Raw genomic sequence first — 15,323 nt, forward strand, 5'->3', positions numbered from 1 at the left:
CTGTTAGGCAAAGAGGCGTTCTAAGTCGCGGGTGAGTGGCCCGGCTGCGACGGAGCGGATCGACGACGCGAGCCGCACTTGCCGCCGATAGATCGCAGGCGGTATGGCATGAGCGGCGGCGCGGCGAAAACGTTGGCAAACGCTCGTCACTTGGCTCCGTCACAAACGCAAAGCAAGGTAATCCATGAGTTTCCGGCCCTGTCTGTTCGTCGTCCTCGCTGCGGGCAAGGGCACGCGCATGAAGTCGTCCCTGCCGAAGGTCCTGCATAAAATTGCCGGGCAGTCGATGCTCGCGCACGTGCTGACCACGGCGTCGGGAATTGCGGGTGGGAAGATTGCTGTCGTCGTCGGGCCTGACATGGCGGCCGTTGCGGCGGAGGCCAATCGCGTCGCGCCCGGCGCTCTCATATTCGAGCAACCGGCCCAGCGCGGAACGGCGGATGCCGTGCTTGCAGCCAAGCCCGGAATTGATGCGCAGGCGGGCGATGACGTCATTGTGCTCTTCGCCGATACGCCGCTCGTGCGGGGCGCGGTGATCGAGCGGCTGCGTGCGGCGCTTGCGGCAGGCGCCGGTGTCGCCGTTCTCGGCTTCCGGCCGAAAGATCCGGCGGGTTACGGCCGCTTGCTTCTCGATGACAGCGGGGCGCTTACCGGCATTCGCGAAGAGCGGGATGCGTCGGAGGACGAGCGCAAGATTAGCCTCTGCAACTCCGGTGTGATGGCGTTCCGAGTGCCGAAACTTTCCGAATTGCTGTCCCGGATCGGCAGCGACAACGCGAAGGGCGAGTTCTACCTGACGGATGCCATCGCGTTGGCGCGCGCTTACGGTCTGAAGGCTTCCGTCGTCGAGTGCGACGAGAGTGACGTCCTCGGCGTCAACACGCGGGAGCATCTTGCCGCGGCCGAGGCCATTTGGCAGGCGCGGGCGCGCTCGGCATTCCTGCGCGATGGGGTCACGATGATTGCGCCGGACACGGTCTGGCTGCACTTCGATACTGAGATCGCGGCAGATGTTTCAATCGAGCCCAACGTCGTGTTCGGCGCGGGCGTCAAGGTGGAGGAGGGGGCGCAGATCCTCGGCTTCTGCCACATCGAAGGGGCGGTGATCGGTAAGGGCGCACGTGTCGGCCCATTCGCCCGCTTCCGGCCAGGTGCTCGCATTGGCGAGAAGGTGCACATCGGCAATTTCGTCGAGGTGAAGAACGTCACGATGGGGGAGGGCGCGAAGGCCAACCACCTCTCCTACCTTGGCGATGGCACGGTAGGTGCAGGGGCGAACATCGGCGCCGGCACGATCTTCTGTAACTATGACGGATACAACAAGGAGAAGACCGAGATCGGGGAAGGCGCCTTCGTGGGTTCCAACACGTCGCTCGTTGCGCCCATAAAAATAGGTGCTGGCGCCTATATCGGGTCCGGCAGCGTCATCACCAAGGACGTCAGTCCCGGGGCTCTGGCGATCGAACGGAGCCCGCAGGAGGAGCGTCCTGGGTGGGCCGAGAAATTCAGGGCTGTGATGTCGCGGCGCAAAGCGGCAGCACAGAAAAAGTAGTTAATTTACCAAAACGGGATTTTGCGCGCGTTTCAGGGCAAAAAGCGGTCGTGTTGCTCTGAAACACTCTGTGATTTGAGAAGAACGTTAACCGCCTCCATCGTTCGATTTGGGGGATACCTTTCAAGGGGGACGGGTCGATGTGTGGGATCGTCGGAATACTCGGAAAATCCTCGGTTTCGACCAACCTGGTCGACGCGCTACGCAGGCTCGAATACCGGGGGTATGATTCGGCCGGCATCGCGACCGTCGAGGATGGCGCGATTGAGCGCCGCCGCGCCGAGGGTAAGCTTCGCAATTTGGAAAAGCGGCTGATCACCGAGCCGCTCGCCGGGCGCACGGGCATCGGGCACACGCGCTGGGCGACGCACGGCCGGCCGACGGAGCGTAACGCACATCCGCACATGACGGCGAAGGTTTCGGTCGTCCACAACGGCATCATCGAGAATTTCCGCGAGCTTCGGAAGCAGCTTGAGGCCAAGGGGCACAAGTTCGAGACCGATACCGACACCGAAGCCGTGGTGCACCTCATCACCGACGAGATGAACCAGGGCGCCGAGCCCGTCACGGCCGTTCGCAACGCCTTGCAGCATCTTCAGGGCGCCTTCGCGCTGGGGATCATCTTCGCGGGCCAGGACGATCTGATGATCGCGGCGCGCAAGGGCTCGCCGCTCGCCATCGGCCATGGGTCGGGCGAGATGTATCTTGGTTCGGATGCGATCGCGCTTGCACCTTTCACGGATGCCATCACCTATCTTGAAGAGGGCGATTGGGCGGTACTGCGCCGCTCGGGCGCCGAAATCTTCAACCTGGACGGTGTGCGCGTGGAGCGGCCACTCGTCAAAGCCGTTGCGAGCTCGCTGTTGATCGACAAGGGCAACTATCGCCACTTCATGGCGAAGGAAATTCACGAGCAGCCGGAGGTTATTTCGCATACGCTGGCGAACTACCTCGATATGACGGCGTCGCGCGTGCGGTTTCCCGATCTCGGCGTCGATCTCGCAAAAATCAGCCGCGTGACGATCTCGGCGTGCGGCACGGCGTATTATGCCGGCCTCGTCGCCAAGTACTGGATCGAGCGCTATGCGCGCCTGCCGGTCGACATCGATGTCGCCTCGGAAATGCGCTATCGCGAGTCACCACTGCCCGAGAACGGGCTGGCTGTTTTTGTTTCGCAGTCGGGCGAGACGGCCGACACGCTGGCGACGCTGCGTTACGCCAAGTCGAACAATCAGCGCATTGCCTCGATCGTCAACGTTCGCACCTCCACCATCGCGCGGGAATCACACGCGGCGCTGCCGACGCTCGCTGGCCCTGAGATCGGCGTTGCTTCGACGAAGGCCTTCACGTGCCAGCTCTCCGTGCTCGCTTGCCTTGCCATTGCCATCGGCAAGGCCCGGGGCAAGATCACGGACGCGCAAGAGGCGGCGCTCGTCAACGCCCTGATGGAGGTACCGCGCCACATCGCGTCGATCCTGCGGAACGACGAACAGTATGTAGCCGTCGCGCATGAATTGGCGAAGGCGCGCGACGTTCTCTATCTCGGCCGGGGCTCAAGCTTCCCGATTGCGCTTGAGGGCGCGCTCAAGCTGAAAGAGATTTCCTACATCCATGCCGAAGGCTATGCCGCCGGCGAGCTGAAGCATGGCCCGATCGCGCTCATCGACGAGAGCGTGCCGGTGGTCGTCGTTGCGCCCGAAGACGATCTCTTCGAGAAAACGGTGTCCAATTTGCAGGAAGTGGCGGCGCGCGGTGGGCAGGTCATCCTGATTTCGGATGCGGCACCGGAAAATGCGGGCTGCAAACTTGCCGCCCATATCCAAATGCCGAAGGTCGATTCGTTCGTTGCGCCGATGATTTATGCGGTTCCGACGCAGCTCGTTGCCTATCAAACGGCCGTGCTGATGGGGACGGACGTCGATCAACCGCGCAATTTGGCGAAATCGGTGACCGTGGAATAAGCTCGGCGGTGGAATAACCGCCAATAATGCTGTTAGAATTGCTAAAGCTGATAAGCTGGGAGCGAGAGGGCGGGGGCCCACAATTTGCCTCGTTCAAATGATTGCACTACCTTTGAGGGAGGTTGCGCGATCCAGAACGTGACCATTGGGGAAGGTACGACAAATGACGCAGTTCCAGGTGTTGGCGCGCCCGCTGGCGCTCGCTGCCATCGTGACGTGCGTATTTTCCGGCGCGGTCGCCGTATGGCCGTCGGAAGGGTTAGCCGCCAAAGCGAAGCCGGCGCAGGGTCCGGGGGCGGCTCAAAGCGGCGACGGCAGCGAGGAACAAAAGGCTGCTGCGAAGGCGGCTTCGCGCAAAGCGTACGACGCGGGCCTTAAGGAATATGCCGCGGGCCGCTATCAGAATGCCGTTGCCCAGCTGACACTCGCCATCAAGGCCGGTGTGCTCTCCACCCAGGAAATGGCGAAAGCTCTCCATACGCGCGGGCTTGCCTACAAGCGGGACAACAAGCCTGGACTTGCCATCTCCGATCTGACGAGTGCGATCTGGCTGAAGAACGGCCTGAGCCCGGGCGATCAGAAGTCGGCCATTGCCGAGCGCTCCGAGGCGTACCGAATGGCCGGGCTTCCCGATACGGGCACGACGCCCGATCGTCCGCCGGTGGTTGCTCGGCCCGCTGCTACGGGCGGTAACGTCGTCGCCAATGCGGCGCCGGGGCCCAACGCTGGTTCGGCGGGCCTTTCGGCTGCTGCAATCGCGGAAGCTGCGGGCACCCAGAACTCGGGGGGCGCTGGTTCGGGTGACGGCACCTCGGCTACGATCACGCGCCAAGACGCTGCCGCGGGTCAGTATGATTCCAGCCTGCAGTCAGCGGCCGTGCCGGCTTCCAATGGAGCCGCGCCAGCTCCCACATCCGGATCGTCGTTCGGCCAGTCGATCACCGCCATTCCGGGAAACGTGACGGGCTTCTTCTCCAACATTTTCGGCGGCGGTTCATCGGCGGCCGCACCCGCGCCGTCGGGCAGCGGGACGGTCACGACAGCGTCGACATCGCCGCCGCCCGTGCCGGAAACATCGAGCTGGAGCAACGCGACCATCGTGGCGCCGGGCTCCGTCAACAAGCCCACAAAGGTGGCGCTCGCCGATACGCGGGCCAATCCCGTCGCAGCTAAGGGTAAATACAAGATCCATATCGCAGCTTTGCGCTCGCGCGCCGACGCCGAAGCGCTGGCTCAGAACGTCGTTGCGCAGCACGGGGCAGAGCTCGGCGATCATGTACCGATGGTCGACGAAGCCGTCATCGGCAGCATGGGGACGTTTTACCGCGTGCGGATCGGTGGTTACGCCTCGCAAGATGAGCCTCGTGGCCTCTGCAACAAGCTCAGAACCAGTGGCCTTGATTGTCTTGTCGTGACAAACTGAGAGCTGCCCGGCTTCCATCGGGCTGAAGCTCGAGTGGGAGAGAATGGCCCCTGTACCGCCTGCTCACGATGCCGGCCGCCCGAAGGCTCCGGGCATCGACGCGAAGACTGAGGCGCAGCTGACCGCTGGGCTGAAGCGGCTTGCCAGCGATGATGGCCGAACCGGCTGGCGCCTGGGATCCCGCATCCGCAACGCCTTCCTGACGGGTCTCGTCATTGTCGGGCCGGTCACGATCACGCTTTGGATCATGTGGGGTGTGATCCATTGGATCGACGCCTGGATCAAGCCGCTCCTTCCGACGACCTTCAATCCTGATACCTATCTGCCGTTTCCGGTGCCGGGCCTCGGGCTCGTCATCGCCATCGTCGGGCTCACGCTCATCGGCGCGCTCGCGGCCAACCTGCTCGGCCGCACGCTCGTGTCGTCCGGTGAACTCATGTTGTCGCGGACGCCGATCGTCCGGAACGTCTATGGCGCGCTGAAGCAGATTTTCGAAAGCGTGATTTCGACGACCGGGCCGAACGCGAGTTTCCAAAAAGTCGGGATGATCGAGTTTCCGTCGAAGGAAATCTGGAGCCTCGTGTTCGTGACCGGCGAGACGACGGGCGAGATCAAGGACGTGAAGCCCGGCGGCACGGAGGACCTGCTGACGGTTTTCATGCCGACCGGTATCGTGCCGCCGACCGGGTTCATTTGCTTTGTGCCGAGATCGAACGTCGTCTTCCTGACGATGACGGTCGAGGAGGCGGCGAAGATCATTCTCTCGGGCGGCATCGTGATGCCGGACCTTGAAGAGAAGAGACGGCTCGCGGCCGCCGCCGCGCAGAAGAAGGCATCGCGTTTCCGCGTGGGAGCGGACAATCCTCCGGCTTAAGCGGCGCGGAAGAGGCGCACGGCCTCGTCGCACTCGAAGAGATAGAGCAACGTTCTGAGCGCCTGGCCGCGCGGGGACACGAGGTTCGGGTCCTTCTGCAGAATGAGTTCGGCATCGTCGCGAGCGGCCTCTAGCAGCGCGTCGCGGCCGGGGACTTCAGCGATGCGGAAGGCCGGCGCACCGCTTTGGCGCGCGCCCAGGATTTCGCCGCCGCCGCGGAGCTCGAGATCCTTCTCGGCGATGCGAAAGCCGTCCTCGGTTTCTTCCATCATCTTGAGCCGCGCTTCGGCGGTCTCTCCGAGCGGCGCCTTATAGAGCAGCATGCAGAAGGATTCGCGCGAGCCGCGGCCGACGCGGCCCCGCAACTGATGGAGCTGCGCGAGGCCGAAGCGTTCGGCGTGCTCGATCACCATGATGTTGGCGTTGGGAACGTTGACGCCGACTTCGATGACGGTTGTCGCGACCAGGATTTTGAGATGCCCGGCAGCGAAGGCCGACATGGTCTCATCTTTCTCCTTGCCCGATAACCCACCGTGCAAGAGGCCGATGCCTTCGCCGAAAATCTGGCGGAGGTAGGCGAAGCGTTCTTCCGCGGCGGCGAGATCGGAGACTTCGGATGTTTCGATCAATGGGCAAACCCAGTAGACCTGCGCGCCCTCGGCAAGCTGGACGCGAACGCGGTCGATCAGGCGCTCCAGCAACTCGAGCGGCACCGCCTTGGTGACGATGGGTTTGCGGCCCGCGGGCTTTTCGGTGAGCTTGGAGACGTCAAGGTCGCCGTAGTGCGTCATGAGAAGCGTGCGGGGAATGGGCGTCGCCGTCATGACGAGGACGTTGGTGTCGCCATTCGATCCTTTTGACTGCAGCGCCATGCGCTGGTGAACGCCGAAGCGGTGCTGCTCGTCGATGACGGCGACCGCTAGGTCCTTGAACACGACGTCGGATTGGAAGAGCGCGTGGGTGCCGACCAGAATGTCGATCTCGCCGCTTGCAAGGCGCGATATCACGGCATCGCGGGCTTTGCCTTTTTCCCGCCCCGTCAGCAGCGCGAGGCTGAGGCCAGCGGCGTCCGCGAGCGGCGCAATGGTATCGATGTGCTGGCGGGCAAGTACTTCGGTCGGCGCCATCAAGGCGGCTTGCGCGCCGTCTTCGACGGCAATCGCCATCGTCAGCAGCGCGACCAAAGTCTTGCCGGAGCCCACGTCTCCTTGCAGCAGGCGCAACATCCGATGTGGCGCTGACAGGTCCTCGGCAATTTCGGCGAGCGCGGTTTTCTGCGATCCAGTCAGGGAGAAGGGAAGCGCATCGATGATCTTCGCGCGGATCCGGCCGTTGCCTGTGAGGCGCCGTCCACGTTCGGTTTTCATGGTCCGCCGTACGAGTGCGAATGCGAGTTGGTTGGCGAGAAGTTCGTCATAGGCCAGCCGCTGCCAGGGGAGCGCGCCGTTCGAGACGTCTTGCGCTTCGACGGGGCGATGCACTCTGGCGACCGCCTCGTTGAACTTTGGCCAATAGCGCGCTTCGAGCCAGCTCGGGTCCTGCCATTCGGGAACTTCCGGCACGCGTTCGACCGCCTGACGCGCCGCCTTGAGCGCGATCTTGCCCGAGAGACCTGCGGTGAGCGGATAAACGGGTTCGAGTAACGGCATTTCATCGCGCGCATCGGGTGACACGATGTAGTCGGGATGGGTCATCTGCAGCTTGTCGCCGTAGCGCTCGATGCGGCCGGAGACGAAGCGGATTTCGCCTGGCGGCAGCTGGCGCTCGATGAACTTGTGTTCGGCGTGGAAGAAGACGAGGTCGATGCGGCCGGTGTCGTCCTCGCATGTCACCTTATAGGGAGCTTTGGTATTGCCGCGCGGCGAGGGCCGGTGCTTCAGGACGCGCAGCTCGAGCGTGACGATGGTCCCCGGCACGGCGGCTGAGAGCTGCGGCTGACTGCGGCGGTCAATGACACCCGTCGGCATGTGCCAGAGCACGTCGACGACGCGCGGTTCGGAGACGCCTGGCGGCAGTGCGAGGCATTTCTTCAACAGCTGCGTGAGACGGGGGCCGATGCCCGTCAGGGTCTGTGCCGATGCGAAAAGCGGGTTTAGAAGTGGTGGACGCATCGTCGGATTCGGCTCGCCGTTGGCAGATCTCGGGGGATGGCTACCCGCTACCGTTGGTCGCGGCAATAAGCATCGGCCTCATCCGCTAGGCGCGGGCGGTGGCGGACGGTATAGGAACCCTTCGCGGACGGCGCACCGTGACGGCCGGCCGGCGCTCAGTCAAGCCGCCGCCTCAGCTTTTACCATGCCTACGCAACCGGACGGCAAATGACGGACGATCTCGAAGCGCAGAGGCGGCGTGCGTTTTACCGCGCTCACCATCGCGGAACGAAGGAAATGGACGTGCTGGTCGGCCGCTATGCCGATGACCGTCTCGCATCCTATACTATTGAACAGATAGAACGCTTCGAGCGTTTTCTGGCAATTCCCGATCCCGCTCTCCAACAGTGGATCTTTTCCGGCGAGGGTTACAACGGCTTTGAGTTCGAGGACCTGTTGAATGATATCCGCGCCTTTCATGGCCTAGGCGCCGAGGCGAAATAAGACACGGTAGATGACCACAAAGGTTCAAAACACTCGCGCCGTATTTTCCGGTGTGCCGGAAGGTTTCGACGGACGCGTCGTTGCCGACATCACGAAGGCTGCGCGCACGGACGATCAGCCCGGGCTGCATCTTCATATCGCGCGCGATGACCGCCGGCTCGATGAGCTGCAGGCGGCCGTCGCCTTTTATGCGCCGGACATCGCCATCGTGCCCTTTCCGTCGTGGGACACCGTTCCCTACGACCGCACGAGCCCTAATCCCGAAATCGTGTCGAAGCGCATTACCGCGCTCGGGCGGCTGGCCGTCGGCGGCCGGAAAAAGCCGACGCTCGTTCTGACGACGATCAATTCCATTCTGCAGCGCGTTCCGCCCAGAAGCTTTATTCGCGGCGCGGTGAAGACGATTGCTCCGGGCCAGCGGCTGGACCCTGCCGATCTCATCAAGCGGCTTGAATCCTACGGCTATGACCGTTCGAGCACGGTCATGGAGCCTGGCGAATATGCGCAGCGCGGCGGCATCATCGATCTTTATCCGCCGGGGCGCAGCAATCCCATTCGGCTCGATTTCTTCGGCGATCAGCTGGAGACGATCAAGGCGTTCGATGCGGAGACGCAGCGCTCGCTGAAAGCCGTACCGAAATTTTCGCTGATGCCCGTCAGCGAGGTGGCGTTCGGGGAAGCTGCGACAGCATTGTTCCGCACGCGTTATGTTGCGCTGTTCGGCGGCAACACGGGCGACGATCCGCTCTATGAAGCAGTGTCGAGCGGACGGCGGTACGTCGGCCAGGAGCACTGGCTGCCATTCTTCCATCCTAACCTCGAGACGCTGTTCGATTATCTGCCGGGGGTAGGCGTCAGTTTCGATCATCTCGACGACGAGGCGATCGACCGGCGCTTCGAGCAAATCCGCGAGCACTACGAGGCGCGCGTCGATTCACTCGAAGGCCAGCGCTTCGGCGCGCCGCCGTATAAGCCGGTGCCGCCCGACCAGATGTTCCTCACGCCCAAGGACTGGAGTGCGGCGCTCGATGCGCGCACCGTCTCGCGGCTGACGCCGTTCGAGAGCCCGGGCGAGACGAATGTCTATTCGATGCACGGCAAACGCGGACGCACGTTTGCCGCCGAGCGCGCCAATCCCGATGCCAACGTTTTCGATGCGGCCGTGGCGCATATCCGGCGCATCCATGAGGAGAACCGCCGGGTCATTCTCGCGGCGTGGACGCCGGGTGCGCGGGAGCGGCTGATTACGCTGCTGCAGGATCATGGCCTCGATAACATCGCGAAGGTCGAGAACTTCTCGGAAGTGCTGGCGCTGCGTCCGGGGCAGACGGCGTTTGCCGTGTTCGGCGTCGAGGAAGGTTTCGAGACGCCGGACTTCGCTGTCATCGCCGAGCAGGACATTCTGGGCGACAGGCTGGTGCGTCAGCGACGGCGCGCGCGCAAGGCGGCCGACGTTCTGACGGAGGCGACGAGCCTTTCGGTCGGCGATCTCGTCGTGCACAGCGATCACGGTATCGGCCGGTTCGCGGGGCTGCAGACGATTACGGCGCTTGGCGCACCACATGACTGCCTCGAGCTGCAGTACGCGGGCGGGGACAAGCTGTTTCTGCCGGTTGAAAACATCGAGCTTCTGTCGCGCTATGGCGCCGATGAAGGCGATGCGCAGCTCGACCGTCTGGGTGGCGTCGGCTGGCAGACACGCAAGGCGAAACTCAAGAAGCGCCTGCGCGAGATCGCCAACGAGCTCATCAAGATTGCGGCCCTGCGCGCGATGCGGGAAGCGCCCGTGCTCGTTCCGCCGGCTGGCGCTTACGACGAATTCGTCGCCCGGTTTCCTTATGAGGAGACCGAGGATCAGGCGGCGAGCATCGACGCGGTGCTGGGCGATCTTGCTTCGGGTAAGCCGATGGACCGGCTCGTTTGCGGCGACGTCGGCTTCGGCAAAACCGAAGTTGCCATTCGCGCAGCTTTCGTTGCGGCGATGAACGGTTTGCAGGTCGCCGTCGTCGTGCCGACGACGCTGCTCGCGCGCCAGCATTACCGCACGTTCGCGCAGCGCTTCCAGGGATTGCCTGTGAAGATCGCGCAAGCATCGCGCATGGTGAGCCCGAAGGAGCTTGCCGAGGTGAAGGCCGGCGTGAAGTCCGGCGATATCGACATCGTGGTCGGCACGCATGCCTTGCTCGGCAAAGGCATCGACTTCGCGCGGCTCGGCCTTCTCATCATCGACGAAGAGCAGCACTTCGGCGTCAATCACAAGGAACGCCTGAAGAAGATGCGCGAAGACGTGCACGTGCTGACGCTTTCGGCGACGCCGATCCCGCGGACGCTGCAGCTCGCTCTGACGGGCGTGCGCGAGCTTTCGCTGATCACGACGCCGCCGATCGACCGCTTGGCGGTGCGCACGTTCATTTCGCCATTCGATCCGGTCATTATCAAAGAGGCGTTGCGGCGCGAGCGTTTCCGCGGGGGGCAGACGTATTACGTTTCGCCCAGGATTTCCGATCTCGACGATATGGCGGAGTTCCTGCGCGAGGCGGTTCCCGATCTCCAATTCGCGCGTGCGACGGGGCAGATGACGCCTACGGAACTCGAGGACGTGATGACCGCGTTCTACGAGGGCAAGTACGACATCCTGCTGTCGACCGCGATCGTCGAGTCCGGTCTCGACGTGCCCAATGCGAACACGCTGATCGTCCATCGCGCCGACATGTTCGGTCTCGCGCAGCTCTATCAGCTTCGCGGACGCGTCGGCCGTTCAAAGACGCGCGCTTACGCCTACATCACGACGCCGCCTGACAAGAAGCTGACGGAAGGCGCGGAAAAGCGGCTGAAAGTTCTGCAATCGCTCGATACGCTGGGCGCGGGCTTCTCGCTCGCCTCGCACGATCTCGACATTCGCGGCGCGGGCAACCTCTTGGGCGAAGAGCAGTCGGGCCACATCCGCGAGGTTGGCTTTGAGCTTTACCAGTCGATGCTGGAAGAAGCGGTTGCCGCGATGAAGGGCGGCGATCTCGAAGCCGACGACAAGTGGAGCCCGGAGATCCAGCTCGGAACGTCGATCATGATTCCGGAGCCATACGTCGCCGACCTGCAACTTCGTTTGGGTCTCTACCGGCGGCTTTCGAGCTTGGAGAAGCGCTCGGACATCGACGCGTTTGCGGCCGAATTGGTGGACCGGTTCGGCCCGCTGCCTCCGGAAGTTTCGCATCTGCTCGACGTCATGGAGATCAAAGGCCTCTGCCGGACAGCTGGCATTTCCAAGGTCGATGCAGGGCCGAAGGGCGGCGTCATCACGCTGCACAAGGCGAAGTTCGCAAATCCGGAAGGACTTATCGCGTTCGTGCAGAAGTCGAGGGGCGCGCTCAAGGTTCAGCCCGATCAGCGGCTCGTCTACCGCGCCGATTGGGATCTGCCGGAGAAGCGCTTGAAGGGCGTGCGCGCGCTTATTCAGCAGTTCGCTGATATTGCCGAGCAGACGAAGAAGGCGGCCTGAGCCGCCTTTCTCTAAATATTTCTATCAGGCGTTCGCCGGGACCAGCGCAGCGAGGGCTTTGCGCTGGATCTTGCCATTCGGCGTTCTTGGCAGCCGATCGACGAAGATGATTTCTCGCGGCACCTTGTAGGCGGCTAGGCGTTCGGCGGCGAAAGCTTTGATGGCCTCAGCATCCTTCTTGCTGGCGTCGGTTGGAGCCACAAATGCGCCGATGATCGAGACATCGCTGCGAATGCGGATTTCCGTGCAGGCGACTTCGGCGACGCCGGGGCAGGCGGCGAGCGCTGCCTCAATCTCCAAAGGCGAGACGCGATAGCCGCCCGCGTTCATCAACTCGTTGGCGCGGCCAAGATGGGTGATGTAGCCGTCGGCATCGACGGAACCCAGATCGCCGCCGGTAAACCACTCGCCGCGAAAAACTTCGGCTTCTTCCTCCGGGCGGTTCCAATAGCCGATCATGAGGCCCGGATCGGAGCGATGCACGGCGATCAAACCTTCCGTGCCGGGAGGCAGCGGCTCGGTTCCGCCATCAGCTGGAATGATCGCGATGCGCCGTCCGGCTTGCGGTTTGCCGACGGTGCCGGGCCGATAGGGCACTCCCGGACCTGTCGAAATGTAGGTCGAGATTTCGCTCATGCCGAGCGCTTCATAGAGCGGCAAGCCAGCTGCTTTGGTCCACTCTTCGACGAGGCCGGGCGGAGGCGTTTCTCCTGCCATCAACCCGTGGCGCAATTTGCCGAGAGAGCCTGGTTCAGGCCGCGCATACTTCAGGATTTGCCGGTAGACGCCGGGAACCGCAGCGAAGAGCGTCGCGCCCGTCGCTGCGATGAGGCGCGGCCAAAGCTCGGGTGATTTTTCGCCGGTGCAAACGACCGCCGTCGCGCCGTTCGCCCAGGGATCGGTGAGGCCGACGCCGAGCGTGAACGTCCAGTTGAAGGCGCCGGCGTGCAGCATCCGGTCATCGGCGTTGATGCCGTACCAGCCCTGATACATGGGTGAGCGTCCGCGCGCGGAGCGATGGGCGTGGAGAACGCCTTTCGGCTTCGCCGTGGTGCCGGATGTATAGATGAGGAACGCGGCGTCATTCGCACGTGTCGCCGCGTAACCGGCGCGCGGTGCGTGTTGAATGAGGCCGGCGATGTCGTCTGGCGAGAAGATGGTGATGCCGCGCGCGATGTCAGCGGACAGCGGCTCGAAGCTCGCGATTGCCGCTGCGCCGCTATCGTCGAGCAGGCTCCTGAGTTCGGTTGCCGTCAGCTGATCGGACAGGGGCAGCGCGATGAAGCCTCCGGCAATGGCCGCGAAGAACAGAAGTGCGGACTGGCTGGAATTTCCAAGCCGGATGGCGATGCGGTCGCCGGGCTTCAGGCCGCGCTGAGCCAATCCCTGGGCGAGGCGGAGGATCGCGTCTTCAAGCGCTGCGAACGACCATGTCTCCGATGGGCTTTCGGGGTTGGCCGTATTGTAGACGAGGAGCGCGGTCTTTGATGGCGTGCGTTGAGCGGCCGCGCCGATGGCATACTGCGCCATGTTGAAGGGTTCATTCGCAACCGGCGTCATTTCGATTCCGTCCACCACGTATCTACTGCGTATCCGAACACGGGCGTCTTATCCGGATGCTTCAGCCGCGCCCAATAGGCCACCCACTGATTGGGCGTATAGAAGAGCGGGACGACATAGTCACCTGATAGCAGCACGCGATCGAGGGCGCGGACCGACGAGATGAAATCCGCTTCGGTTTCGGCGGCCAACATGCTCTCGATCATGGCATCGGCGGCGGGATTTCTGACGCCGGCGAAATTATACGACCCTTTGGCATCCGCGGTTTTTGCCGACCATCGGAACAGCTGCTCGTTGCCAGGCGACAAGGACGAGGGCCATGTGCTCTGGATCATGTCGTAGTCGAAGCTCGACAGTCGCTGCTGATATTGGGCACTGTCGACGACGCGCACGCGCGCAGCGATGCCGAGCGGCGCGAGGCTGCGGGCATAGCTCAAAAGCAGAGCTTCCTGGGCGCCGCTATTGGCCAGAATTTCGAAGGCGAGTTGCTCGCCTGTTTTCGAATTGATCAGACGCCCACCTTTCAGCACGTAACCGGCTTCCGTCAGCAGGGCGAAAGCCGTTTTCTGGTTTGGGCGGTTCTGGCCGCTGCCGTCGCTGGCGGGCAAGCGGTAGGCGCCTTCCATGACTTCGGGGCGCACGGCGTCAGGGAATGGTGCGAGGAGTGCTCGTTCGCGGGCATCCGCGGGGCGTCCGTTCGAAGCCAAATAAGAGCGCTCGAAATAGCTCTCAGTGCGCTTGAAGAGGCCATTGTAGAGCGCGCGGTTGCACCATTCGAAATCGAACAGCATGATCAGTGCGCGGCGCACGCGCGGGTCGGCAAACATCGCGCGCCGCGTGTTGAAGACGAGCGCGGTCATGCCCGCGGGCAGACCGATTTCGAATTCAGCCTTGATGATGCGGCCATCGCGAACGGCCGGGATGTCGTAGCCGCCTGCCCAGCGGCCCGGATCTTCTTCGAGGCGCAGGTCGATGGTGCCGGACTTGAAGGCTTCGAACATCACCGAGGCATCGCGGAAATAGTCGAAGCGGATGTCGTCGAAGTTGAAGCGTCCGCGATTGACGGGCAGATCGATGCCCCAATACTCCGGATCGCGGCGGAAGCTGATCGAGCGGCCCGCATCGATGTTGGATACCGTGTAAGGGCCTGATCCGACGAGCGGCGTCATGCCGCCGGATTGGAACTGCTCGGGCGTCATATCGCGCGCGGAGAAGACCGGCATCAGACCGAGAATGAGGGGAAGCTCGCGGTCGCTCGCATCCTGGAACGTGAAGCGGACGCCGCGGTCGCCGACCTTTTCAGCGCTCGTGACCTTGGCGAAGTACGTGCGGTGGTTGGGACGGCCTTTTTCCTTCAGCAGCTCGAACGACTTGATGACGTCGTGTTGCGTCACGGGCTGGCGATTGGAGAAGCGGGCTTTGGGGTTGATCGTGAAGGTGACCGATTGGCGGTCGTCAGCAACGTCGATGGTCTCGGCGAGCAGGCCGTAAAGCGTGAAAGGCTCGTCGAGGCTGCGCGCCATCAGCGACTCCACGACGAACTCTCGGATGCCGGAGGCGGGCGTGCCCTGAACAATGAAGGGATTGACGCTCTCGTAGGAGCCGGTGACGCCGAGGGTCAGCGTGCCGCCTTTGGGAGCGGCGGGATTTACATAGGGAAAGGCCGTGAACCCGGCTGCTTCCCGCGGCGTGCCGTGGAGGGCGATCGCGCTTTGCGGAGCGGCTGAAGCGGGAAGACTTCCCATCGCTGCAAGCAATAAAGTGAGGATAACCTGCCGGAATGACATCGCCCGTCCTGGATTACTTTCATCACCTTGGTAACACGGGATAATCCCGGCAGTGTGGCGCCAATCGGCCGCCGCT

General features: G+C 63.1%; 9 protein-coding genes. 6 read left to right on the top strand and 3 right to left on the bottom strand.

Annotated elements, in window-relative coordinates; genetic code table 11:
• Positions 1-184: 184 nt before the first annotated feature.
• The 4 genes from glmU (at position 185) to VFG26_RS01660 (ending at position 5,810) form a co-directional block, all read left to right on the top strand.
• Positions 185-1,552, top strand: a complete 1,368-nt coding sequence (gene glmU / locus VFG26_RS01645) for a bifunctional UDP-N-acetylglucosamine diphosphorylase/glucosamine-1-phosphate N-acetyltransferase GlmU (RefSeq protein ID WP_325021531.1) — start codon at positions 185-187, stop codon at positions 1,550-1,552.
• Positions 1,553-1,692: 140 nt separating this feature from the next.
• Positions 1,693-3,513, top strand: coding sequence for a glutamine--fructose-6-phosphate transaminase (isomerizing) (glmS, locus tag VFG26_RS01650; protein ID WP_325021534.1), 1,821 nt, complete (start codon positions 1,693-1,695; stop codon positions 3,511-3,513).
• A 163-nt stretch (positions 3,514-3,676) separates the two neighbouring features.
• The gene (locus VFG26_RS01655) at positions 3,677-4,936 is read left to right on the top strand and encodes an SPOR domain-containing protein (protein ID WP_325021536.1); all 1,260 of its coding nucleotides are present in this window, start codon (positions 3,677-3,679) and stop codon (positions 4,934-4,936) included.
• Positions 4,937-4,979: 43 nt separating this feature from the next.
• Positions 4,980-5,810 carry a DUF502 domain-containing protein gene (locus VFG26_RS01660; protein WP_325021538.1) on the top strand — a complete coding sequence of 277 codons (831 nt, stop codon included), beginning with the start codon at positions 4,980-4,982 and terminating at the stop codon, positions 5,808-5,810.
• Here the strand turns inward: VFG26_RS01660 and recG are convergent.
• Complete coding sequence (recG, locus tag VFG26_RS01665; protein WP_325021540.1) at positions 5,807-7,921, bottom strand: ATP-dependent DNA helicase RecG; 2,115 nt, start codon at positions 7,919-7,921, stop codon at positions 5,807-5,809. The two genes, VFG26_RS01660 and recG, sit on opposite strands and share 4 nt — an antisense overlap.
• Before the next feature lie 207 nt (positions 7,922-8,128).
• Between recG and VFG26_RS01670 the strand changes: the two genes are divergently transcribed.
• Positions 8,129-8,404: a succinate dehydrogenase assembly factor 2 gene (locus VFG26_RS01670; protein WP_325021542.1), complete on the top strand. Its 276-nt coding sequence runs from the start codon at positions 8,129-8,131 to the stop codon at positions 8,402-8,404.
• Between the two features lie 10 nt (positions 8,405-8,414).
• On the top strand, positions 8,415-11,900 hold the full coding sequence (mfd, locus tag VFG26_RS01675; RefSeq protein WP_325021544.1) for a transcription-repair coupling factor: 3,486 nt from the start codon (positions 8,415-8,417) through the stop codon (positions 11,898-11,900).
• A gap of 24 nt (positions 11,901-11,924) precedes the next feature.
• On the opposite strand, the gene VFG26_RS01680 is transcribed toward mfd, so the two are convergent.
• Together VFG26_RS01680 and VFG26_RS01685 are read right to left on the bottom strand one after the other, a co-directional pair.
• Entirely contained in the window at positions 11,925-13,460 is a 1,536-nt protein-coding gene (locus VFG26_RS01680; RefSeq protein ID WP_325021546.1) for a class I adenylate-forming enzyme family protein, read from the bottom strand.
• The gene (locus VFG26_RS01685; protein WP_414653250.1) at positions 13,457-15,205 is read right to left on the bottom strand and encodes an extracellular solute-binding protein; all 1,749 of its coding nucleotides are present in this window, start codon (positions 15,203-15,205) and stop codon (positions 13,457-13,459) included. Before VFG26_RS01685 ends, VFG26_RS01680 begins: the two co-directional genes overlap by 4 nt.
• Positions 15,206-15,323 lie beyond the last annotated feature (118 nt).

The organism is Hyphomicrobium sp., from assembly GCF_035687085.1.
Taxonomy (GTDB): domain Bacteria; phylum Pseudomonadota; class Alphaproteobacteria; order Rhizobiales; family Hyphomicrobiaceae; genus Hyphomicrobium_B.